The organism is Pseudomonas sp. C6002 (assembly GCF_013385805.1).
Classification (GTDB): domain Bacteria; phylum Pseudomonadota; class Gammaproteobacteria; order Pseudomonadales; family Pseudomonadaceae; genus Aquipseudomonas.
Map to the genome: position 1 here is coordinate 415,427 of NZ_JACAPH010000030.1, position 21,253 is coordinate 436,679.

Here is a 21,253-nt window from a genome sequence, read left to right on the forward strand (position 1 = left end):
ATTCGGTGCGGTCGATCTTTCAGATCGGGTTGCTGAACGCGGCTACAGGCCTTGTATTTCAAGGCGTGCGGCCCGAACGGCGACCGTCCGCACCTTCGCCACGCCCGGAAGGAGAAACCCATGGGACAGCGCACGCCTCTGTATGACCTGCATCTCGCCCTTGGCGCGAAAATGGTCGATTTTGGCGGTTGGGATATGCCTTTGCACTACGGCTCGCAGGTTGAGGAGCACCATCAGGTGCGACGCGACTGCGGGGTGTTCGATGTATCCCATATGACCGTGATCGATATCACAGGCCCCCAGGCCAAGGAATGGCTCCAGCATTTGCTGGCCAATGATGTTGACCGATTGCACGGCTGCGGCCGCGCGTTATACAGCGCCATGCTCAACGAGCAGGGCGGCGTGGTGGACGACATGATCGTCTACCGCACCGAGGGCGGTTACCGGCTGGTGGTCAACGCCGCCACCCGTGACCAGGACATGGCCTGGATGCAGGCTCGGCTCGGCAGCTATCAGGCCCAGCTCCGCGAGCGGCCCGAATTGGCCATGCTCGCCATTCAAGGCCCCCATGCCCGGCAAAAGATCGCTGAACTGGTGACCCAGTCCCGCGCCACCCTGATCCATCAGCTCAAGCCCTTTGAAGGCCTGGCTGACGGCGACTGGTTTATCGCGCGCACCGGTTACACCGGCGAAGACGGTCTTGAAATTGTCCTGCCGGCCGATCAGGCCCCGGCGTTCTTCAACGACCTGGTAGGCGCAGGCATTTCGCCCATCGGCCTCGGCGCCCGCGACACGCTGCGCCTCGAGGCCGGCATGAACCTTTACGGTCAGGATATTCATCAGGACGTTTCGCCCCTGGCAGCCAACATGGCCTGGAGCATCGCCTGGGAGCCGGCCGAGCGGGATTTCATCGGCCGCGCCGCCCTGGAAGCCGAAAAGGCTGCGGGTGTGAAGTCCAAGCTGGTCGGCCTGGTGCTGGAAGAGCGCGGGGTTTTACGCGCTCACCAGGTGGTTCGTATCGCCAATGTTGGCGAAGGAGAGATCACCAGTGGTAGTTTCTCTCCTACGCTAAGCAAATCCATTGCCCTGGCGCGTGTGCCGTCGGCGACTGCTGACCGGGCCGAGGTGGAAATCCGCGGCAAGTGGTACCCGGTTCGGGTGGTCAAACCGACGTTCGTGCGCCATGGCAAAACATTGATCTAACTTTTCCGGCGGGCCAATGGCCGCTGACATTTTTCCTTGAGGACACAGACTATGAGCGATATCCCTGCCGACCTGCGTTTTGCCGAAAGTCACGAATGGGCCCGTCTGGAAGCTGACGGCACCGTGACCGTCGGGATCTCGGACCATGCCCAGGAAGCATTGGGGGATGTAGTGTTCGTTGAGTTGACCGAAGTCGGCAACGTGTTCAAGGCGGCTGACCAGGCCGGCGTGGTTGAATCGGTGAAGGCCGCTTCGGATATCTACTCGCCAATTGCTGGCGAAGTGATCGCGGTGAACGACGCCTTGAGCGGTGAGCCAGAGCTGTTGAACTCCGACCCTTACGGCGCCTGGATCTTCAAGCTCAAGCCAAGCAACCCGGATGAACTGAAAAAATTGCTGGACGCTGCCGGCTACAAGGCTGCCATCGGCGAGTGATCCCGCTGCGGGAGCCGGCAACCGGCTCCCGCAAAGGTTTTGTCAGCGCTTCAACACCGCTTTTACCGCCGCTACCGAACGCTCTACGTCCGCTTTCGTCATCGCCGTGAACATCGGCAACGACACAATCAAACGCCCCACTTTTTCCGCTACCGGGAACATGCCTTCCTTGAATCCCTGTGCCTTGTACAAGCTCAGCAGGTGGATCGGCGGGTAGTGATAGCCAATGCCGACGCCATGGGCCTGCATCTGCTCCATGAACGTGGCGCGTGCGGGCAGGCCGTCCTGGCGCTCCGGCAGTACCAGCTGGAACAGGTGCCAGTTGCTGTTTTCGAAGTCTGCCGGTGGCAATTGCGCACCGTACTGCGCTTCAAAATCACTGCCGAAGCATTCGAAATAGTGACGCGCCAGTTCCTGGCGGTGGGCAGTGATCTTCTCGATATGGGCAAACTGGCCCAGGCCGATGGCTGCTGCGATGTCGGTCATGTTGAACTTGCCGCCCAACACATCCACGTCGAGGCCATCGAAGCCGGTGCGGGTCACGCCCTGCAGGCGATATTTTTCCGCCAGGCGCGCTTCTTCAGCGTTGTTCAATACCAGGCAGCCGCCTTCGGACGAGGTGATGTTCTTGTTCGCCTGGAAGCTGAACGATACGAAATCGCCGGTAGCGCCAATGCGTTGGCCATCCCAGCTGGAACCCAGGGCCTGGGCTGCATCTTCGACGATGCGCAGGTTGTACTTGTTGGCCAGCGCGTAGAGCAATGGCATGTCCAACGGCAGGCCCGCCAGGTATACCGGGATGATTGCCTTGGTGCGCGGTGTGATCGCGGCTTCCACCTTGGCCAGGTCGATATTGCGGGTCACCGGGTCGATGTCGGCGAACACCGGCGTGGCACCGACTTCCAGAATCACGTTGGCCGTGGCTACCCACGAAATCGGGGTGGTGATGACTTCGTCACCAGGCCCGATACCGGCGATGCGCAAGGCAATCTCCATGGTGCAGGTGCCCGAGTTGAAGGTACGCACCGGGCGCCCCCCAAAATATTCCGACAACTGCGCCTCGAACGCCTGCACTTTCGGCCCGCTGGTGATCCAGCCGGAGCGCAGTACGTCGCCTACCGCCGAGATGGTGGCTTCATCAATAGTGGGCTTGGAGAACGGCAGAAAGGGCAGTTGGCTCATGACGTTGAAGGCATCCGTTTCAGAAGGCGATGAGAAAAAAGCATATCAATGCCGGGCATGGTTGCACGGCTCGACTGAATATAGCCTGTCGTCTGTGAATGAATCGTCCCGCCTGAAACAAAAAATGCCGCCTCGGGAGCGGCATTTCAGCATCGGTGTCAGAAGGCAACGCGTGCCTCAAGAAACACGTTCTGCTCTTTGAGCTTGCCTTTGAGCTGTTCGTCCCGGGCGTTTATCCGATTGGCGAACGTGTTGTAGCCGGTCTCGATCCCGCCCATGTCCACGTAACGCCAGCCGGTACCCAGGGTCAGGGTTTCGCTGACCTTGGCATCCAGCCCCAGGCCAACGCTGTAGGCGAAGTTGTATTGGCGATTGCTGGCGAAACGGCGGGTGTCGTTGGTCTGGTAACCCTCGGCGTCAACCTGGGCCACGCCGACTCCCGCCATACCGTAGAACGACAGCCATTCATTGATCGGGATGTTTTTATAACCGTTGAGCATCAGGCGCTGGCTGTCGGTGCGCAGGCTGTTGACGTTGGCATTGAACGGTGCCCAATGGGATTTGAAGGTCGAGTGGCTGGGCATCGTGTATTCCCCCTCCACGCGCCAGCCATCGGCAAAGGCATAGCCCACGGCGAATGAGCCGGTGAACGTCTTGCTGCTGTCGGGGGCTTCTACCCGGTGGGTTACGCGTGGGCTGGTCAGCAGTGAGCTTGAGAGATTCTGCCGGGCGCTGTTGAGCTTTGCCGACCCGTACCAGCTTTCTGCCTGGGCATAAGGCGTGGCAACCGCGGCGAGCAGCAGGGCGTAGGAGAGTTTTTGCATGGTCATCGATTCACTCAGTCTGAAGGGAATCGATAGCTTGTTGCCGGGCGCGCCTGCAACTCGACAGGACTTTTCCTGTTCAGATGCGGAATCGCCAGCGTCTGGCGTAGGAAATCAGGGCAAAAAAATGCCGCTCTCGAGGAACGGCATTTTTTATGCGGCGGTATTACTCGGAAGCAATGGCGTTTTTTGCCAGGATTGCGTTCGCCAGGTCCATATCCGTGGCCTTGAGGCCAGGGTTATCGGCGCGGACTTTCTGCATCGCAGCTTCCAGGTATGGGCCACGGATGTTGCCGTCACTGGCGACGAAGCTACCGGCGTCGTCCTGGGCGGCGACTACCATTTTGTGGTCCTTGAAGGTCAGGTACGTCGAGCCGGTCGTGGCACCCGATGAGATGACATTACGCCAGAAGCTGTCGGCCATGGCTGAACCGACAGGAAGGGAAAGCACAGCGAGGGTTGCGACAGCATATTTTAGACGCATGATGGGTGACTCCGACTGGGTTATCTGAACAGTTTGATTGTAGATAGCCCAGCCGAGTTCCATGGATGACTAAACAGTTTCAACCTGCAAAATCACGCCTTCCTGACCAATGACACGTACGTGTGCCCCAGCCGGCGCGTCCCGCCCGGATGCCATCCACACACCGTCACCCACCTTGATCTTGCCACGGCCCTCGACGATGGCCTGATGCACCACAAAGGTGCGACCGATCAACTCGGAGCCGCGCATGTTCAGCCCCGGCTGGTCGCTGACCTTGGCGCTGCTGCGCTGGCGTCGCCACCAGTACACCGCCGTGAGGATCGACAACACGGCGAACAGCAGCAGTTGCCACTCCAGCCCCAGGCTCGGCACCAGGAACTTGATCACGCCCACGGCTGCCGCGGCGATGCCCATCCACAGCAGATAACCACCGGCACCGAACACTTCAAGGATCAACAGCACCGTGCCCAGTGCCAGCCAGTCCCAAAACGACAGGTGCTGCAGGAATTCCCACATGGTGCGTGCCTCAGGCTTTCTTGTTGTCGAAGGTTGCCTTGACGATTTCGCCGATGCCGCCGACTGCGCCAATCACCTGGCTGGCTTCCAGCGGCATCAGGATCACCTTGCTGTTGTTGGCCGAGGCCAGCTTGCCCAGTGCGTCGATGTATTTCTGGGCGACGAAGTAGTTGATGGCCTGCACGTTACCGGTGGCGATGGCTTCCGATACCACTTGAGTGGCGCGGGCTTCGGCCTCGGCCTGACGTTCGCGGGCTTCGGATTCCAGGAAGGCGGCCTGACGACCACCTTCGGCCTCCAGGATCTGCGCCTGCTTCTTGCCTTCGGCGGTCAGGATCGCGGAGGCTCGCAGGCCTTCGGCCTCGAGGATCTGCGCACGCTTGATCCGCTCGGCCTTCATCTGGCCGGACATGGCGGCCATCAGGTCGGCAGGCGGGCTGATGTCCTTGATCTCGATCCGGGTGATCTTGATGCCCCACGGTGCGGTGGCTTCGTCGACGGTGCGCAGCAGTTTTTCGTTGATGCCGTCACGCTGGCTGAGCATCGCATCCAGCTCCATGGAGCCGAGCACGGTACGGATGTTGGTTTGCAACAGGTTGCGGATGGCGTGTTCGAGGTTGTTCACCTCGTAGGCAGCCTGGGCGGTATTGACCACCTGGAAGAAGCACACGGCGTCGATCTGCACCGTGGCGTTGTCAGCGGTGATGACTTCCTGGGGTGGGATATCCAGCACGCTTTCCATCACGTTGATCTTGCGACCGATGCGGTCCATGACCGGAATGATGATGTTCAGGCCGGGCTTGAGGGTGTTGGTGTAGCGGCCGAAGCGCTCGACTGTCCACTGGTAACCCTGCGGGACCACCTTGAAACCCATGAAAAGGATGGCGACGGCCAAGCCTACAAAAAGAAGCAGTACGGTTCCGATCTGCATAACGATTCCTTGTCTGGTGACGGTGAAGCGAGGTTTTTCCGATTGTAACGGTGTTGTCACGGATAAGGACGGATTACCGCGCCATCGATCAAAGGATTTGTTTCTGAATCCCCAGGCGTCACTCGCAGTACCTCTTCAAGTGTTGTCAGTCCTGCCATTACCTTGCGCATACCGGCGGACCGCAAGCTGCACATTCCCTGTTCAAGGGCCGCCAGACGCAGGGCCTGGAGGTCGGTGCCCGGGCTGACCAGGGCCTTGAGGCGATCGTTCATCAGCATGATCTCGTAGACCCCGGCTCGACCCCGATAGCCACTTTCCCGGCACTCGCCGCAACCCACTGCCTGATGGACCTGCCCGGCTTGCCGCTTGCAGTGCGGGCACAACAGCCTGACCAGGCGCTGGGCCATCACCCCCAGCAGCGTGGCATTGATCAGGTAATGGGGAATGCCCAGTTCCAGCAAGCGGCTGATGGCGCCGGGCGCATCGTTGGTGTGCAACGTCGACAGCACCAGATGCCCGGTCAGGGCGGCCTGGATCGCCATTTCTGCGGTTTCCAGGTCGCGAATCTCGCCGATCATGATGATGTCCGGGTCCTGGCGCATCAGGGCGCGGATGCCGCTGGCGAAGGTCAGGTCGATGTTGTGCTGCACCTGCATCTGGTTGAAGGCCGGCTCCACCATCTCGATCGGGTCTTCGACGGTGCACAGGTTGACCTCGCGAGTGGCCAATTGCTTGAGCGTGGTGTACAGCGTGCTGGTCTTGCCGGAACCGGTAGGGCCGGTGACCAGGATGATGCCGTTGGCCTGGCCGGTCATGGATTGCCAGCGTTGCAGGTCGTCGCTGGAAAGTCCCAGTTGCTGGAAATCCTTGTGCAGCACCTGCGGGTCAAAAATTCGCATCACCAGCTTTTCGCCGAAGGCTATGGGCAAGGTCGACAGGCGCACCTCCACTTCCCCGCCCGTGGGGCTTTTGGTCTTCACCCGGCCGTCCTGGGGTTTGCGTTTTTCCGCCACGTTCATCCGGCCCAGGCTTTTCAGGCGGCTGACCACCGCCATCGTCACCTGGGATGGGAATTGATAGACGTCATGCAGCAGCCCGTCGATGCGAAAACGCACGCGCCCCTGATCGCGTCCGGGTTCGATATGGATATCACTGGCCCGCTGGCCAAAGGCGTACTGCAACAGCCAGTCGACGATGTTGACGATGTGCGCGTCGTTGGCGTCGGGCTCCTGGTCGCTGGCGCCGAGATTGAGCAGTTGTTCGATATTCGGCGCGCCGGAGGTTTTTTGATCAATGGCGCCGCTGACCGATTTCGCCAGTCGGTAAAACTCCACGGTGCAGCGCTGGATCTCCTGGGGATTGGCCAGCACCCGCTTGATGGAGCGCTTCAACACCTGAGCCAGGCCGGCTTCCCAACTGCACACGTAAGGCTGGGCACTGGCGACGGTAACGCTGTGGGCGTCGACCGCAACGGCCAGGATCTTGTGGCGCTGGGCAAAGGCATAGGACATCAGCGGCACCACCGCCGCGACGTCGATTTTCAACGGGTCGATACGCAGGTAGGGCTGGCCGCAGTGGCGGGCGAGCCATTCGGTCAGCATTTCCAGAGACGGCCCCTGGCTGGCAATGCATTCCAGGGGATGCAGCCCACTGTTCGCCGGTAGGGCCAGGTCGGCGGGCACCAGGCCCTGGTCGATCAGGGCAGGCAACAACTGATGGATTTCCAGCCAGCGATCCTGCGGATTTGGCGCAACGGACATGGTGACGTTCCTGGGCAACGATTAGGCGTAGTCCTCAGGCTAGTCACCCTTTGCGCTTCGGCCTCCGAGGTATATTGCAGGCTTTTACTGAGCGGCCGCCTGGACCGCCAGAGGCCGCGCAGCATCTGCCGGGCGCAGCTCCAGCGAGCACACACTGATCAGGTTACGAAGTTTTTCGCCGATCACCTGGGCCCGGTGCCAGCTCAGGCCATCCATCACGATATCGATCGCCAGCAGGTCGTCTTCACGCTGCACGCTCACCTGACGTGGCACCAGGAACTGCAGGGCAAAATAGTTGAGCACCCGGCACAACACGTCGGGTTCAGCCTCGGCGAGGATTTGATAGTGCGCCTGGCAGTGGGCATTGCTGACGGCCCAGGCGTCAACGCGTTGGGCGGGGTGGGAGGCTTCGACGACGTGCATGATGATTCTCCGGATTCGACTGGAGAAATTTTTGCATTCGTCGCGGGAGATTTCTTATCTAAAACAGCCTGTATTGGCTTATAAGAGAATCATATAATTCTTTAAATCATGATTAATGGGTATTTCTATGCACGCTGAATTGGACGTGTACGACCGGCGCATTCTCGCGCTGTTGCAGGAAGACGCTTCGCTCTCCAGCGCGCAGATCGCCGAACAGGTCGGCCTGTCGCAGTCGCCGTGCTGGCGCCGGATTCAGCGGCTGAAAGAGGAGGGTGTGATTCGCGGCCAGGTCACCCTGCTGGATCGCAAGAAAATCGGCCTTAATACGCAGATTTTTGCCGAGGTGAAACTCAACGCCCACGGCCGTTCCAACTTCACTGAATTCACCGAGGCGATTCGCGGTTTTCCGGAAGTGTTGGAATGTTATGTGCTGATGGGGGCGGTGGACTTTTTACTGCGGATCGTCACGTCGGACATCGAGGCGTATGAGCGGTTTTTCTTTGAGAAGCTGTCGATGGTGCCGGGGATTCAGGAGGTCAACTCGATAGTGGCCTTGTCGGAGATCAAGTCCACCACGAGTTTGCCGGTGTTGCGCTGATAGTTGTCTTGGCCTGATTTTAGTGAAGAGGGAGCAAGCTCCCTCGCCACAAGGTTTTACAGGCGCAGCAGGGTTTTCCAGGCGCGATTCTGATACACCGCAATCGCCTGATGCATCCGCGCATCCAGCGACTCATCGGTGATCGGCTGGTTGGCCAGGTGCGCCAGCTTGTTCAGCTCGCCATACAAACGGTCCAGCTCGGCGATATCCAGCACCTGGCGTGCATGGTGCAGCCAGGCCAGGATGCGTTCGATACGCGGCAGTTGCTCGGCCAGGTCTTCCGGCTGTTGCTGGTAGCGCGGCAGTTGCAGGGCAACAGCGTCATCGGCCAGCAGGCGCGGCAGCCAGTTGGCCAGCTGTGCAGCGCCCTGGCGATTGCCACGCACGTTGCGATCCGCGGCCCAGGTGCGGGCCAGCAGCCAGCGGGAAGTGGTCAGGGAGAACAAACCCCAGCGCACGTCTTCCAGTTCTTCGGCGAACTGCTCCGGCGCGGCCTTGCGGATGTCTTCATCGTCGTCACCGGCCTGGACCAGCGGACGCCAGTCTTCCAGCAAGGCGTCCAGTGCGGCGCGCAATTCGCTGGTGGACTGACGCGGTGCGGCCTGGCCGAGGCTGCCGAGCAGGGCCCGCAGTTCGCCGAGGTTTTCCACCCAGTCCTGCAGCAGGCGCCAGTGGCCGTTGAAACGGTATTGCTCGGCCAGGCGCTGGCTGCTGCCCAACAGATGCCACATGACGGCAGCAAATGCGTCGTCCAGCGGCATTTCGGCGTGCAGCAGCGGTGCCGGCAGGCTCAGGGAGTAGCTGTTGGCGTCGAACAGGCGATAGCCACGCTCGGCCTTGCTGATATCGCACGGCATCAGCGCCAGGGTCGCGGCCAGTTCAGCGGCCAGCTCCAGCAGGGCGGCCGGGTCGCCTTCGCGCAGTTCCAGTTCCAGCTCGCAGATTTCTTCTTTCTGCTTGCCGGCAACCACGTGGCCCAGGTCCAGGGCGGCTTCGATCACCACCTTGGCCTTGCCGCGGCCCCAGGCGATTTCAGCGCGTTCGCGGACGAAATCGGTGGTGAAGATCGGCTTGAGGGTCTTTTTGTCCAGCTCGGCCAGTTGCTCGGGCCAGCATTCGCCGTCGAGTTTCTTCACGTCGAGCTTGGCTTTGGCCAGGTCCCAGTTGTACTCATTGCGTTCCGACAAGCCGGCGACGCTCTGGCCACGGGTCTTGAGGGTCTGGATCACTTCGTCGCCGTCTTTGCGCAGGCGCAGGGCCACTTTGGCCTGGGCCAGGTCGCGTTCCGGGGTGTCGAAGTACTGGTTCATCAACTCACGGCGTTCCCAGCCACTTTTGTTGCGTTTTTTCAGTAACGGGTGCTCACGCAGCGCGGCGAGGGTTTCGCGGCTGACACGGAGCTTGATTTCGGTTTCTTTCTGCATGGCCGGAAAATCCAGGATCGGGAGCGCAGCCGGGGAAAAGAGTGGCTGCCAAGGTCGTGCAGTGTACAGGACTGAGCCCGGCAACGTGCCGCAACGGTTTATTGTGTCACTCAGATAGCTCTATGATGGGGTTCGTCCGGGAAGTTGAGAGACAGCGCATGCCTTTACCGTCCATGAAAGAACAATTCGCCGCGCTGATTGCCGCGCCTTCGGTCAGTTGTACCCAGGCCTCTCTCGACCAATCCAACCGCCCGGTCATCGATTTGCTCGCCACCTGGCTGGCAGACCTGGGCTTTGCCTGCGACATCCAGCAGGTCAGCCCAGGCAAATTCAACCTGTTGGCCAGTTTCGGCACCGGCCCTGGCGGCCTGGTGTTGGCGGGCCACAGTGACACCGTGCCGTACGACGGCGCCCTATGGCAGACCGATCCGCTCAAGCTGACGGAAGTCGACGGCCGCTGGGTAGGACTGGGCAGCTGTGACATGAAGGGCTTTTTCGCCCTGGTGATCGAAGCCGTCCAGCCGTTGCTCGACCAGCCTTTCAAGCAGCCGCTGCTGATTCTTGCCACCTGCGATGAAGAAAGCTCCATGGCCGGTGCTCGTGCACTGGCCGAGGCGGGTCGTCCCTTGGGCCGTGCGGCGGTGATCGGTGAACCCACCGGCCTCAAACCCATCCGCCTGCACAAGGGCGTAATGATGGAGCGCATCGATATCCTCGGGCGCAGCGGCCATTCGTCGGACCCAAGCCTGGGCCACAGTGCCCTCGAAGCCATGCATGACGCCATTGGCGAACTGCGTGGCCTGCGCCTGGCCTGGCAGCGCGAATACCGCAACCCGCAGTTCAGCGTGCCGCAGCCGACCATGAACTTCGGCTGCATCCACGGTGGCGACAACCCCAACCGCATCTGCGGCCAATGCTCCCTGGAATTCGACCTGCGGCCCCTGCCGGGCATGGATCCCCAGGTGCTGCGCGCTGCCATCCGGCAGAAGCTCGAACCCTTGGCCGAGCGCCATCAGGTGAAGATCGACTACGCGCCGCTGTTCCCCGAAGTGCCGCCGTTCGAGCAGGCCGAGGATGCAGAATTGGTGCGGGTAGCTGAACGACTTACCGGTCATCGCGCCGAAGCAGTGGCGTTCGGCACCGAAGCGCCTTATCTTCAGCGCCTTGGTTGCGAGACCCTGGTGCTTGGCCCTGGCGATATCGCCTGCGCCCACCAGCCAGGCGAGTACCTTGAAATGTCACGCTTGACGCCTACAGTGCGTCTATTGCGTGAACTGATTCAACATTACTGCCTGACACCTGCATAAATTAACCCCTGCCCATCCGTACATAGAAGGAGAGCGAGCGTGTCGCCAAGCCTGTTCCGACGATAACCAACAGCCCGCTGTGCGTTTTTGCGATTCATCCATTTTTGGCTGCTTTTTATTACAGGCCCAGGTTTTTATGCCCGAATACGTCAATTGGCTTCGTCACGCTTCGCCTTACATCAATGCCCACCGGGATTGCACTTTTGTCGTCATGCTGCCGGGCGATGGTGTAGAGCACCCGAACTTCGGCAATATCGTCCACGACCTGGTGCTGCTCCACAGCCTGGGCGTACGACTGGTGCTGGTCCACGGTTCGCGCCCGCAAATTGAAACCCGCCTCGCCGCCCGCGGCCTGACCCCGGCTTACCACGAAGGCTTGCGCATCACCGATGCCGCAACCCTGGAGTGCGTGATCGATGCGGTCGGCCATCTGCGCATTGCTATCGAAGCGCGCTTGTCGATGGACATGGCCTCTTCGCCGATGCAGGGCTCGCGCCTGCGGGTGGCCAGCGGCAACCTGGTGACGGCGCGCCCGATCGGTGTACTTGAAGGCGTCGACTATCACCACACCGGCGAAGTGCGCCGGGTCGACCGCAAGGGCATCAACCGCCTGCTGGACGAGCGCTCCATCGTGCTGCTGTCGCCGCTGGGCTACTCGCCTACCGGCGAAATCTTCAACCTCGCCTGTGAAGACGTCGCCACCCGCGCGGCCATCGACCTTGGCGCGGACAAGTTGCTGCTGTTCGGTGCCGATCTCGGCCTGATCGACGAGCACGGCCGCCTGGTGCGTGAATTGCGGCCGCAACAGGTGCCCGCGCACCTGCAACGCCTGGGCAACAACTACCAGGCCGAATTGCTGGACGCGGCGGCTGAAGCTTGCCGTGGCGGCGTAGGCCGCAGCCACATTGTCAGTTATGCCGAAGACGGCGCCTTGCTGACCGAGCTGTTCACCCGGGATGGCGGCGGTACGCTGGTGGCCCAGGAACAGTTCGAACTGGTGCGCGAAGCGGCGATTGAAGACGTTGGCGGGTTGCTGGACCTGATCAGCCCGCTGGAAGAGCAGGGGATTCTGGTGCGTCGTTCCCGGGAAGTGCTGGAGCGGGAAATCGAGCAGTTCAGCGTGGTGGAACGTGAAGGCATGATCATCGCCTGTGCGGCGCTGTATCAGATCGCCGACTCCGACGCAGGCGAGCTGGCGTGCCTGGCCGTGAACCCCGAGTACCGCCATGGCGGTCGCGGTGACGAACTGCTGGAGCGCATCGAGACCCGTGCCCGGGCCCAGGGTTTGAAGACGCTCTTCGTGCTGACGACCCGTACCGCCCACTGGTTCCGCGAACGTGGTTTTGTGCCGAGCACGGTGGATCGCCTGCCGTCGGCGCGGGCGTCGTTATACAACTATCAGCGTAATTCGAAGATTTTCGAAAAGGCGTTGTAAGGCTAAGGGGCGAGGGGGCAATCCTCTCGCCTGTCACTTTGGCGAGTCATGCTCCTCGGCGGATGCATCGGCCCTGAACACAGGGTTTGCCAATTTATACATATAACTGACATCAAAGTGACATTATCACCGGGTACGGTGAGGTGGATTGCTGGGACGGCAGAAAAGTTTCATCGATACAAAAACTGTAACAAATTGACGGAATGATGTGCGTTTGGCCATGATGGCGTCGCGTTTTTGATCGTGAGTGACGTATGACCCCGTTTGGTCAACACAAAACGATCTAAAAAAGCGCAAAGACATACTCTTTCGGAAAACGCTTATGGAGCGGCATCGCCTGTCGGCTTGACCGTCCCATGGAAAGCGTTATTCCTGAATGGTATGAAAAAGGACGAAACAATTCTTTTTGGGTGTATGAAAAACTCATTACCCTGCAAGGACCAAATTAACTGCGGTTAGACGAAAGTAGTAGACACACAAGGTTACGATTGACTTGTCAGTCACTATCCGGTGCTAATCGCGCATCTGTGGATCGAGGGCGTCAGACCCGAGACCTAAGAAATACAAAAATTAGAAATGAGAGGAGCGGTACATGAAGAAGTCAACATTGGCGTTGGCCGTAGCTTTGGGGGCAATCGCCCAACAAGCAGGCGCCGCTGGTTTTATCGATGACAGCAAGATCACGCTGGGCGTACGTAACTTTTACATCAACACCGACAACCGCGATCTGAAGCCATCGGCTACCTCGAACACCCGCAGCAAAAACGCTGAATGGGGTCAGGGTTTCGACCTGCGTTTCATCTCGGGTTTTACCCAAGGTACTGTGGGCTTCGGTCTTGACGCCATCGGCCTGTATGGCGTGCGTCTGGATTCCAGCCGCGCTGATCACGGTAACTACACTGGTACTGCTTCCGGCGGCACCGTGTTCCCAAGTGATGGCAACAAGGCCGTTCACGATTTCGCCAGCCTGGGCGTGACCGGTAAGGTCAAGATCTCCCAAACCGTGCTGAAGATCGGTACCTTGCAGCCGAACAACCCGGTGATCAAGACCAACGACGGTCGTCTGTTGCCACAAACCTTCCAGGGCGGCGAGATCTCTTCGAACGAGTTCAAGGACCTGACCCTGACTGCTGGTCAGATCGAGCACTCCAAAGGCCGTAACTCCAGCAACAATGAAGGTCTGTCCCTGGCCGGTGCCAACGGCAGCTCGAACTACGACGCTGGTAACTTCGTCAACAAGTTCTACTACGCCGGTGCTGACTACAAAATCAACAAAGACCTGACCGCTTCGTACTACTTCGGCGAGCTGAAGGATTTCTACTCTCAGAACTTCCTGGGCCTGGTCCACAACTGGGCGATCGGTCCTGGCGTCCTGAAAAGTGACCTGCGCTACTACCGCAGCCGTGACAACGGTGCCAACGGTGATACTGCCGGTTACTACACCTCCGGCTACTACTCGGATCATCCGACCAACGCCACCAAGGTCAAAGGTAAGGTCGACAACGACCTGTACAGCTACCTGGCGCTGTACTCGGTTGCCGGTCACACCTTCGGTGCTGGCTACCAGTACACCAAGGGCGACAGCGACTTCCCTTGGCTGAACCAAGGTGACGGCTCGTCGAACAGCACCATCACCGACATGCAAATCCAGAAGTTTGCCCGTGCTGGCGAACGTACCTGGCAAGCTCGCTACGCCTATGACTTCGCCAAGATCGGCGTACCTGGCCTGACTGCCGGTGTGGTTTACCTCAAAGGTAGCAACATCGACACCACCGTCGGCGAGCGTAACGAGTGGGAACGCGACCTGACCCTGGCTTACGTTGTTCCAGAAGGTCCGCTGAAAAACCTGGGCGTTGCCTGGAAAAACGCGATGTGGCGTACCGACCTGGCGAACACCCGTTCCCAGGACGAAAACCGCGTAATCCTCAGCTACACCTACGCGTTCAAGTAAGAGCGTAAAACCTTGCCCGGCGCAATGCCGGGCAGGGTGCTTTACTTTTCAAGCCGGGCTCAACCCCCGCAAGCCCGTCCTGAACCCCTCTTTGTACAGCGTCTCAAGGCCTTCTCGAACCTTGAAGCAGATGTTGATCCACGCCCGTTGCCAAGTCCAATGAACAGATTTTTAATATTCCTTTATCGTCTAGATAAATCGATATTTATTCTTTTTAAATAATCCGCGACACAGGCACAGTGGGCTCCATAAGCACTCATCAGGAGCCACACCATGAGCCTCAGACTGGGCGACATCGCCCCCGACTTTGAACAGGATTCCAGCGCCGGCAAGATTCGCTTCCACGAGTGGCTGGGCGATAGCTGGGGTGTGCTGTTTTCCCACCCGGCGGACTTCACCCCGGTGTGCACCACCGAGCTGGGTTTCACCGCCAAGCTCAAGGATGAATTCGCCAAGCGGGGCGTCAAGGCCATTGCGCTGTCGGTGGACCCGGTGGACTCCCACCACAAGTGGATCGAAGACATCAACGAAACCCAGAACACCATCGTTAACTTCCCGATCCTGGCCGACGCTGACCGCAAGGTCTCCGACCTGTACGACCTGATCCACCCGAATGCCAGTGACACCCTTACCGTGCGTTCGCTGTTCGTGATTGATCCGAACAAAAAGATTCGCCTGACCATCACCTACCCGGCCAGCACCGGTCGCAACTTCCACGAAATCCTGCGGGTGATCGACTCGCTGCAACTGACCGACAACCACAAAGTCGCGACCCCGGCCAACTGGCAGGACGGTGACGAAGTGGTGATAGTGCCGTCGCTCAAGGACGAGGAAGAGATCAAGAAACGCTTTCCGAAGGGTTACCGGGCGGTGAAGCCGTACCTGCGGCTCACGCCTCAACCGAATCGCTGACACACAACCACATGTGGGAGCGGGCTTGCTCGCGAATGCGCACTGTCAGTTGATGCATCTTTGAATGACACACCGCTTTCGCGAGCAAGCCCGCTCCCACACTTGCACGCATTTCAAGTCTCACATAGCAGGGGTTTTAAGGCCGTTTCGACGGCCTTTTTTTATGCCTGCGATTTAGTTGGCAGCATATGCATTTAAAGAATAAACAAATGAAAAAATAAGATTTATAGATATATAAATTGGCTGATATGGTCTGTCCCATCTTGGCGCCATCGCCACATAGCGAACCGCCGACACTTTCCAAAGGAATTTCCTACATGCTGGTCGTAACACTTGGTGGTAGCCCCAGCCAACGTTCCCGGTCCGGGGTCTTGCTGGATCACACCCGCAACTGGTTGCAGCAACAAGGCGTGGAAGTGGTGAGTTATCAGATACGGGACTTCCCGGCCGAAGACTTGCTGCACGCGCGGTTCGATAGCCCGAAAATTATCGACTTGTTGCAGCAAGTGGCGAACGCCGATGGCCTGGTGATCGCCACGCCGGTGTACAAGGCTTCGTTTTCCGGCGCGCTGAAAACCATCCTCGACCTGCTGCCTGAACGCGCCCTGGCCCACAAAATAGTGTTGCCGATGGCCACCGGCGGCAGCATCGCCCACATGCTCGCGGTGGACTACGCGCTGAAACCGGTGCTGTCGGCATTGAAAGCCCAGGAATTGCTCCACGGGATTTTCGCCGAAGACAGCCAGATCGCCTACGGCGAAGGCAGCGCCCAGGCGCAACTGGTGCCGGTGCTGGAACAACGCTTGAGCGAGGCCCTGGAGACGTTCTACAGCGCCATGGCCCGCCGCCCGAAACCCCTTGACCCCAATGTGTTGAATGAACGTTTGTTGAGTGCTCGCTGGAGCATTTAAGCCTTACCCAGCTTTACCTGAATTCGACAAGTACTACTCACCTTACTCAGCCGCCAACGGCCAAGCAGGTGCAGCCAACCCCCTAATCGTATATTTGGAGAGAGCGCCATGCGCACTGTCATCTTGCGTCGTGGTCTGGTCGCACTGTTTGCTGCGGCTGTGTCCTTCGGCGCCATTGTTCAAGCCCAGGCCGCCGAAACCTTGCGGATCGGCTATCAGAAATACGGCACCCTGGTGCTGCTCAAGGCCAAGGGCTCGCTGGAAAAGCGCCTGGCCGAGCAGGGCGTGCAAGTGCAGTGGACCGAGTTTCCCGGCGGCCCGCAGCTGCTGGAAGGATTGAACGTAGGCTCCATCGACTTCGGCGTGACGGGTGAAACCCCGCCAGTGTTCGCCCAGGCTGCTGGTGCCGATCTGCTCTACGTCGCCTATGAACCGCCGGCGCCTACCAGCGAAGCGATCCTGGTACCGAAAGACTCGCCGATCAAATCGGTGCAAGACCTCAAGGGCAAGAAAGTCGTCCTCAATAAAGGCTCCAATGTGCATTACCTGCTGGTACGTGCCCTGGAAGATGCCGGCCTGAAATACACCGACGTGCAGACCGTGTTCCTGCCGCCCGCCGATGCCCGCGCCGCGTTCGAGCGTGGCAGCGTCGATGCCTGGGTGATCTGGGACCCGTACCAGGCAGCCGCCGAGAAGCAACTGCAAGCCCGCACCCTGCGTGACGGCACCGGCATTGCCGACAACCATCAGTTCTACCTGGCCACCAAGCCGTACGCCGAAAAACACCCTGAAGTGATCAAGACGCTGGTGGAAGAAGTCCGCGCCGTGGGCGAATGGTCCAAGGCCAACCCGGAACAAGTCACCGAACAAGTTGCTCCGCTGCTGGGCCTGCCGGCTGACATCACCCTGACCTCGGTAAAACGCCAGGGCTACGGTGCGCAGTTCCTGACGCCTGAAGTGATCGCGGCGCAGCAGAAAATCGCCGACAGCTTCTACCAACTCAAATTGATCCCCAAACCCTTGAGCATCAAGGACGTGATCTGGACACCACCTGCCGCCGTTGCCAAAGCGCCGTAATCCGACTTCTTCAGGAGACAACTCCATGAGCCTCAATATTTTCTGGTTTCTGCCTACCCACGGCGACGGCCATTACCTTGGCACCGCCGAAGGCGCTCGCGCCGTAGACCACGGTTATCTGCAGCAAGTGGCCCAGGCGGCCGACCGCCTTGGCTTCGGCGGGGTACTGATCCCCACCGGCCGCTCCTGCGAGGATTCGTGGCTGGTGGCGGCGTCGCTGATCCCGGTGACCCAACGCTTGAAATTCCTTGTCGCGCTGCGCCCCGGGATCATTTCCCCGACGGTGGCTGCGCGTCAGGCCGCGACCCTGGATCGTCTGTCCGGCGGCCGGGCGTTGTTCAACCTGGTGACCGGTGGAGACCCGGATGAATTGGCCGGCGACGGTTTGTTCCTGAGCCATGAAGAGCGTTACCAGGCGTCGGTGGAGTTCACCCGCATCTGGCGCCGCGTACTGGAAGGCGAGACCGTCGATTACGACGGCCAGCACATCAGCGTCAAAGGCGCCAAGTTGCTCTATCCGCCGATCCAGCAACCGCGTCCGCCGCTGTATTTCGGTGGCTCTTCCGAAGCGGCCCAGGACCTGGCAGCCGAACAAGTGGAAATGGTCCTGACCTGGGGCGAGCCACCGGCCGCGGTGGCGGAAAAGATTGCACAGGTTCGCGCCAAGGCCGCCAAGCTCGGGCGTACCCTGCGCTTCGGCATTCGCCTGCATGTGATCGTGCGTGAAACCAACGCCGAAGCCTGGCAGGCCGCCGACAAACTGATCTCCCATGTGGACGATGAAACCATCGCCCGCGCCCAGGCGTCGTTGTCGCGCTTTGATTCCGTAGGCCAGCAACGCATGGCCGCCTTGCACGGCGGCAGTCGCGACAACCTGGAAGTCAGCCCCAACCTGTGGGCGGGCGTAGGCCTGGTACGCGGTGGCGCCGGCACGGCACTGGTGGGCGATGGCCCGACCGTGGCCGCGCGGGTGAAGGAATACGCGGACCTCGGTATCGACACCTTTATCTTCTCCGGCTACCCACACCTGGAAGAGTCGTATCGCGTAGCGGAGTTGCTGTTCCCGCATCTCGACATCGAGCGTCCCGAGTTGCCGAAAGGCGCCGGCTACGTCAGCCCGTTCGGCGAAATGGTCGCCAACGACATTCTTCCCAAAGCTGCGTCCCAGAGCTGAGGCGCCGCCATGAACCTTGAAAAGTTAAGTCATCGATTGGCGCCCTGGGCGCTGCCGATCCTGTTGCTGGCGGTATGGCAGCTGTCCGTCTCGGCCGGCTGGTTGTCGACGCGCATTCTGCCGGCGCCCAGCGCGGTGATCGAAGCGGGTGTCAGCCTGGTGCGCAGCGGCGAAATCTGGACCCACCTGGCCATCAGCGGCTGGCGTGCGGGCCTGGGCTTTGTGATCGGCGGCAGCATCGGCCTGACCCTGGGTTTTATTACCGGCCTGTCGACCTGGGGTGAACGCCTGCTGGACAGCTCGGTGCAGATGATCCGCAACGTGCCGCACCTGGCGCTGATCCCGCTGGTGATCCTGTGGTTCGGCATCGACGAGACGGCGAAGATATTCCTGGTCGCCCTCGGCACGCTGTTCCCGATCTATCTCAATACTTACCACGGCATCCGCAACGTCGACCCGGCGCTGGTGGAAATGGCCCGCAGTTATGGCCTGTCCGGTTTCAGCCTGTTTCGCCAAGTGATTTTGCCGGGCGCCTTGCCTTCGATTCTGGTGGGCGTGCGCTTCGCGCTGGGCTTTATGTGGCTGACGTTGATCGTCGCGGAAACCATCTCCGCCAGTTCCGGTATCGGCTACCTGGCGATGAACGCCCGGGAATTCCTGCAGACCGACGTGGTGGTTCTGGCGATCGTGCTTTACGCGGTCCTCGGCAAGCTGGCAGACCTGGCGGCGCGAGGCCTGGAGCGAGTCTGGCTGCGCTGGCACCCGGCTTATCAAGTGAATAAAGGAGGTGCGGCATGACCGCTCAACAACCTCCACGCCTGCTGCGGGGCATTCCCCTGGCAGTGCGCAAGTTGCGCAAGGCTTTCGGCGCGCGGGAAGTGCTGAAGGAAATCGACCTGCATATTCCTGCCGGTCAATTCGTGGCGGTCGTGGGCCGCAGTGGCTGCGGCAAAAGTACCTTGCTGCGCCTGCTGGCCGGGCTGGACAAAGCCAGCGGCGGCGAACTGCTCGCCGGCTCCGCGCCGCTGAGCGAAGCGATTGAAGACACGCGGTTGATGTTCCAGGAAGCGCGCCTGCTGCCGTGGAAAAAGATCATCGACAACGTGGGCCTTGGCCTCAAGGGCAACTGGCGCCCGCAGGCACTGGAAGCGCTGGAAGCGGTCGGCCTGGCCGAGCGCGCCAATGAGTGGCCGGCGGCGTTGTCCGGTGGCCAGAAGCAGCGCGTGGCCCTGGCCCGCGCCCTGATCCACCAACCGCGCCTGTTGCTGCTGGACGAACCGCTGGGGGCGCTGGATGCCCTGACCCGGATCGAGATGCAGCAACTGATCGAGAACCTCTGGCAGAAGCACGGCTTCACCGTGTTGCTGGTGACCCACGACGTCAGCGAAGCCGTGGCCATTGCCGACCGGGTGATTTTGATCGAAGACGGCGAAATCGGCCTCGACCTGCACGTGGAACTCCCACGTCCGCGGGTGCGTGGCTCCCACCGCCTGGCGGCGCTGGAAACCGAAGTGCTTAACCGTGTGTTGTCGCTGCCCGGCACCCCGCCGGAACCCGAACCTGTTTCACCGCTGCCTACGCAATTGCGTTGGGCTCAATAACTCACTTGTCTTACACAGGAAGAACGACCATGACTATCAAAGCCATCAACGTGCGTAACCAGTTCAAAGGCACCATCAAGGAAATCGTCGAAGGCGACGTGCTGTCGGAAATCGACGTACAGACCGCGTCCGGCATCGTCACTTCCGTGATCACCACCCGCTCGGTGAAAGAGCTGGAACTGGTGATCGGCAGTGAAGTGATTGCCTTCGTGAAATCCACCGAGGTGTCGATCGCCAAGTTGTGATCAATGGTTCGCACAAACCCCGAAGGTGAAAGCCTGTCGGGGTTTTTGTCGTTCTCAAGATTGCTTTCGCGAGCAAGCCCGCTCCCACATTTGACCGAGTTCTACCTTTGGAATACGGTCGAATGTGGGAGCGGGCTTGCTCGCGAAGAGGCCCGGACAGGCAACAAAAAATCAGAGCGCAGCCACCCGCTTGGGCAAGAACGCCGGCAAGTAGAGCCCCACATACGCATCAAACACCCGCATGCCTTCCTCGGCCATGCGCGGGGTGATTTGCCCGTGCTGATGCACCGAGCGCGCGTAGACGCGGTCGCTCAGTTCCAGGGCCAGGGCAAACACGTCGACATCGGCGGGCAGGCTCGGCACCTCGAAGTGCCGGTTGAACACCTCAAACATCAGGTTTCCCAGCTCCAGGTCGTGCTGGCGGTCGGCCTGTGTCACTTCGGTCAACCCGTGCTGGGCCAGGATCAATTGGCGGGCGGCGGCGTCGTTGCTGTAGATGCTGAGCATGCGCTGCTCCACCACGCAGGACAGGTCGCGCCAGTGCTTGAGTGAATCATGATCGATGGGCGCCTGAATGGCCGCGCGAAAGGCCGCATGAACGTCAGCGGTCAGCGCCTCCAGCAACGCCGGCACGCTGGCGAAGAAGTGATACACCGATGACGGTGGAATCTGCGCCCGCTCGGCCACGCTGTAGATCGACAGGCTGGCCACGCCTTCGGCGGCCAGCAAGGTGCGGGCGGCATCGAGGATCGCGTCGATCCGGGCCTGGCTGCGGGCGCGGGGTTTGCGAGGAGTGGCAGGGCGATTCATTGAAGTCTCCTACAGGGCAGCGGGCATTGTACGCAGAGCCACTGGATGAT

The 21,253-nt window shown here is 60.3% G+C and carries 22 protein-coding genes; 13 read left to right on the forward strand and 9 right to left on the reverse strand.

The window, feature by feature from the left end:
• The first annotated feature begins 120 nt into the window (after positions 1-120).
• Both gcvT and gcvH read left to right on the forward strand, forming a co-directional pair.
• Positions 121-1,203, forward strand: coding sequence for a glycine cleavage system aminomethyltransferase GcvT (gcvT, locus tag HX817_RS21615; RefSeq protein ID WP_003213938.1), 1,083 nt, complete (start codon positions 121-123; stop codon positions 1,201-1,203).
• 51 nt (positions 1,204-1,254) lie between these two features.
• On the forward strand, positions 1,255-1,638 hold the full coding sequence (gcvH, locus tag HX817_RS21620) for a glycine cleavage system protein GcvH (protein ID WP_087693282.1): 384 nt from the start codon (positions 1,255-1,257) through the stop codon (positions 1,636-1,638).
• A 42-nt stretch (positions 1,639-1,680) separates the two neighbouring features.
• Here the strand turns inward: gcvH and HX817_RS21625 are convergent, their stop codons facing one another.
• The 7 genes from HX817_RS21625 to HX817_RS21655 all read right to left on the reverse strand — a co-directional run bounded on the left by HX817_RS21625 (position 1,681) and on the right by HX817_RS21655 (position 7,758).
• Positions 1,681-2,820, reverse strand: a complete 1,140-nt coding sequence (locus tag HX817_RS21625) for a DegT/DnrJ/EryC1/StrS aminotransferase family protein (RefSeq protein WP_087693281.1) — start codon at positions 2,818-2,820, stop codon at positions 1,681-1,683.
• Between the two features lie 158 nt (positions 2,821-2,978).
• Positions 2,979-3,650, reverse strand: coding sequence for an outer membrane protein (locus tag HX817_RS21630; protein ID WP_177041131.1), 672 nt, complete (start codon positions 3,648-3,650; stop codon positions 2,979-2,981).
• Between the two features lie 160 nt (positions 3,651-3,810).
• The gene (locus HX817_RS21635) at positions 3,811-4,128 is read right to left on the reverse strand and encodes a DUF2388 domain-containing protein (protein WP_008438896.1); all 318 of its coding nucleotides are present in this window, start codon (positions 4,126-4,128) and stop codon (positions 3,811-3,813) included.
• A 69-nt stretch (positions 4,129-4,197) separates the two neighbouring features.
• Complete coding sequence (locus HX817_RS21640; RefSeq protein ID WP_177041133.1) at positions 4,198-4,644, reverse strand: NfeD family protein; 447 nt, start codon at positions 4,642-4,644, stop codon at positions 4,198-4,200.
• A gap of 10 nt (positions 4,645-4,654) precedes the next feature.
• Positions 4,655-5,575, reverse strand: coding sequence for an SPFH domain-containing protein (locus tag HX817_RS21645; RefSeq protein WP_003213925.1), 921 nt, complete (start codon positions 5,573-5,575; stop codon positions 4,655-4,657).
• A gap of 56 nt (positions 5,576-5,631) precedes the next feature.
• Positions 5,632-7,335 carry a GspE/PulE family protein gene (locus tag HX817_RS21650; protein WP_177041134.1) on the reverse strand — a complete coding sequence of 568 codons (1,704 nt, stop codon included), beginning with the start codon at positions 7,333-7,335 and terminating at the stop codon, positions 5,632-5,634.
• Positions 7,336-7,419: 84 nt separating this feature from the next.
• The gene (locus HX817_RS21655) at positions 7,420-7,758 is read right to left on the reverse strand and encodes a hypothetical protein (RefSeq protein WP_102604088.1); all 339 of its coding nucleotides are present in this window, start codon (positions 7,756-7,758) and stop codon (positions 7,420-7,422) included.
• A 127-nt stretch (positions 7,759-7,885) separates the two neighbouring features.
• On the opposite strand from HX817_RS21655, the gene HX817_RS21660 reads away from it, so the two are divergent.
• A complete protein-coding gene (locus tag HX817_RS21660; RefSeq protein WP_087693276.1) occupies positions 7,886-8,356 on the forward strand; it encodes an Lrp/AsnC family transcriptional regulator in 471 nt (156 codons plus the stop codon).
• A 56-nt stretch (positions 8,357-8,412) separates the two neighbouring features.
• Here the strand turns inward: HX817_RS21660 and HX817_RS21665 are convergent, their stop codons facing one another.
• Complete coding sequence (locus HX817_RS21665; RefSeq protein WP_008438903.1) at positions 8,413-9,780, reverse strand: inorganic triphosphatase; 1,368 nt, start codon at positions 9,778-9,780, stop codon at positions 8,413-8,415.
• A gap of 158 nt (positions 9,781-9,938) precedes the next feature.
• Between HX817_RS21665 and argE the strand changes: the two genes are divergently transcribed.
• The 10 genes from argE (at position 9,939) to HX817_RS21715 (ending at position 20,393) form a co-directional block, all read left to right on the forward strand.
• Complete coding sequence (gene argE, locus HX817_RS21670) at positions 9,939-11,087, forward strand: acetylornithine deacetylase (RefSeq protein ID WP_003213916.1); 1,149 nt, start codon at positions 9,939-9,941, stop codon at positions 11,085-11,087.
• Positions 11,088-11,223: 136 nt separating this feature from the next.
• Positions 11,224-12,522 carry an amino-acid N-acetyltransferase gene (gene argA, locus HX817_RS21675; RefSeq protein WP_003213914.1) on the forward strand — a complete coding sequence of 433 codons (1,299 nt, stop codon included), beginning with the start codon at positions 11,224-11,226 and terminating at the stop codon, positions 12,520-12,522.
• Positions 12,523-13,114: 592 nt separating this feature from the next.
• Positions 13,115-14,473 carry an OprD family porin gene (locus tag HX817_RS21680; protein WP_003213912.1) on the forward strand — a complete coding sequence of 453 codons (1,359 nt, stop codon included), beginning with the start codon at positions 13,115-13,117 and terminating at the stop codon, positions 14,471-14,473.
• Positions 14,474-14,746: 273 nt separating this feature from the next.
• Positions 14,747-15,385 (forward strand): peroxiredoxin, encoded by a 639-nt coding sequence (locus HX817_RS21685; RefSeq protein ID WP_003213910.1) that lies wholly within the window; start codon positions 14,747-14,749, stop codon positions 15,383-15,385.
• 317 nt (positions 15,386-15,702) lie between these two features.
• A complete protein-coding gene (ssuE, locus tag HX817_RS21690; protein WP_003213909.1) occupies positions 15,703-16,296 on the forward strand; it encodes an NADPH-dependent FMN reductase in 594 nt (197 codons plus the stop codon).
• A gap of 108 nt (positions 16,297-16,404) precedes the next feature.
• Positions 16,405-17,373 carry a sulfonate ABC transporter substrate-binding protein gene (locus HX817_RS21695; RefSeq protein WP_003213907.1) on the forward strand — a complete coding sequence of 323 codons (969 nt, stop codon included), beginning with the start codon at positions 16,405-16,407 and terminating at the stop codon, positions 17,371-17,373.
• Positions 17,374-17,398: 25 nt separating this feature from the next.
• Entirely contained in the window at positions 17,399-18,547 is a 1,149-nt protein-coding gene (gene ssuD, locus HX817_RS21700) for an FMNH2-dependent alkanesulfonate monooxygenase (protein ID WP_003213905.1), read from the forward strand.
• Between the two features lie 9 nt (positions 18,548-18,556).
• Positions 18,557-19,345: an aliphatic sulfonate ABC transporter permease SsuC gene (gene ssuC / locus HX817_RS21705; RefSeq protein WP_008438905.1), complete on the forward strand. Its 789-nt coding sequence runs from the start codon at positions 18,557-18,559 to the stop codon at positions 19,343-19,345.
• A complete protein-coding gene (ssuB, locus tag HX817_RS21710) occupies positions 19,342-20,148 on the forward strand; it encodes an aliphatic sulfonates ABC transporter ATP-binding protein (RefSeq protein ID WP_008438906.1) in 807 nt (268 codons plus the stop codon). Before ssuC ends, ssuB begins: the two co-directional genes overlap by 4 nt.
• Before the next feature lie 29 nt (positions 20,149-20,177).
• A complete protein-coding gene (locus tag HX817_RS21715) occupies positions 20,178-20,393 on the forward strand; it encodes a molybdopterin-binding protein (protein ID WP_003213899.1) in 216 nt (71 codons plus the stop codon).
• Between the two features lie 171 nt (positions 20,394-20,564).
• On the opposite strand, the gene HX817_RS21720 is transcribed toward HX817_RS21715, so the two are convergent.
• Positions 20,565-21,203: a TetR/AcrR family transcriptional regulator gene (locus HX817_RS21720; RefSeq protein WP_003213896.1), complete on the reverse strand. Its 639-nt coding sequence runs from the start codon at positions 21,201-21,203 to the stop codon at positions 20,565-20,567.
• Positions 21,204-21,253 lie beyond the last annotated feature (50 nt).

What these genes read in the sequence shown, in the direction of transcription:
- gcvT (WP_003213938.1), top strand. Translation starts at nt 121, where the DNA reads ATGGGACAGCGCACGCCTCTGTATGACCTGCATCTCGCCCTTGGCGCG.
- gcvH (WP_087693282.1), top strand. Translation starts at nt 1,255, where the DNA reads ATGAGCGATATCCCTGCCGACCTGCGTTTTGCCGAAAGTCACGAATGG.
- HX817_RS21625 (WP_087693281.1), bottom strand. Translation starts at nt 2,820, where the DNA reads ATGAGCCAACTGCCCTTTCTGCCGTTCTCCAAGCCCACTATTGATGAA.
- HX817_RS21630 (WP_177041131.1), bottom strand. Translation starts at nt 3,650, where the DNA reads ATGACCATGCAAAAACTCTCCTACGCCCTGCTGCTCGCCGCGGTTGCC.
- HX817_RS21635 (WP_008438896.1), bottom strand. Translation starts at nt 4,128, where the DNA reads ATGCGTCTAAAATATGCTGTCGCAACCCTCGCTGTGCTTTCCCTTCCT.
- HX817_RS21640 (WP_177041133.1), bottom strand. Translation starts at nt 4,644, where the DNA reads ATGTGGGAATTCCTGCAGCACCTGTCGTTTTGGGACTGGCTGGCACTG.
- HX817_RS21645 (WP_003213925.1), bottom strand. Translation starts at nt 5,575, where the DNA reads ATGCAGATCGGAACCGTACTGCTTCTTTTTGTAGGCTTGGCCGTCGCC.
- HX817_RS21650 (WP_177041134.1), bottom strand. Translation starts at nt 7,335, where the DNA reads ATGTCCGTTGCGCCAAATCCGCAGGATCGCTGGCTGGAAATCCATCAG.
- HX817_RS21655 (WP_102604088.1), bottom strand. Translation starts at nt 7,758, where the DNA reads ATGCACGTCGTCGAAGCCTCCCACCCCGCCCAACGCGTTGACGCCTGG.
- HX817_RS21660 (WP_087693276.1), top strand. Translation starts at nt 7,886, where the DNA reads ATGCACGCTGAATTGGACGTGTACGACCGGCGCATTCTCGCGCTGTTG.
- HX817_RS21665 (WP_008438903.1), bottom strand. Translation starts at nt 9,780, where the DNA reads ATGCAGAAAGAAACCGAAATCAAGCTCCGTGTCAGCCGCGAAACCCTC.
- argE (WP_003213916.1), top strand. Translation starts at nt 9,939, where the DNA reads ATGCCTTTACCGTCCATGAAAGAACAATTCGCCGCGCTGATTGCCGCG.
- argA (WP_003213914.1), top strand. Translation starts at nt 11,224, where the DNA reads ATGCCCGAATACGTCAATTGGCTTCGTCACGCTTCGCCTTACATCAAT.
- HX817_RS21680 (WP_003213912.1), top strand. Translation starts at nt 13,115, where the DNA reads ATGAAGAAGTCAACATTGGCGTTGGCCGTAGCTTTGGGGGCAATCGCC.
- HX817_RS21685 (WP_003213910.1), top strand. Translation starts at nt 14,747, where the DNA reads ATGAGCCTCAGACTGGGCGACATCGCCCCCGACTTTGAACAGGATTCC.
- ssuE (WP_003213909.1), top strand. Translation starts at nt 15,703, where the DNA reads ATGCTGGTCGTAACACTTGGTGGTAGCCCCAGCCAACGTTCCCGGTCC.
- HX817_RS21695 (WP_003213907.1), top strand. Translation starts at nt 16,405, where the DNA reads ATGCGCACTGTCATCTTGCGTCGTGGTCTGGTCGCACTGTTTGCTGCG.
- ssuD (WP_003213905.1), top strand. Translation starts at nt 17,399, where the DNA reads ATGAGCCTCAATATTTTCTGGTTTCTGCCTACCCACGGCGACGGCCAT.
- ssuC (WP_008438905.1), top strand. Translation starts at nt 18,557, where the DNA reads ATGAACCTTGAAAAGTTAAGTCATCGATTGGCGCCCTGGGCGCTGCCG.
- ssuB (WP_008438906.1), top strand. Translation starts at nt 19,342, where the DNA reads ATGACCGCTCAACAACCTCCACGCCTGCTGCGGGGCATTCCCCTGGCA.
- HX817_RS21715 (WP_003213899.1), top strand. Translation starts at nt 20,178, where the DNA reads ATGACTATCAAAGCCATCAACGTGCGTAACCAGTTCAAAGGCACCATC.
- HX817_RS21720 (WP_003213896.1), bottom strand. Translation starts at nt 21,203, where the DNA reads ATGAATCGCCCTGCCACTCCTCGCAAACCCCGCGCCCGCAGCCAGGCC.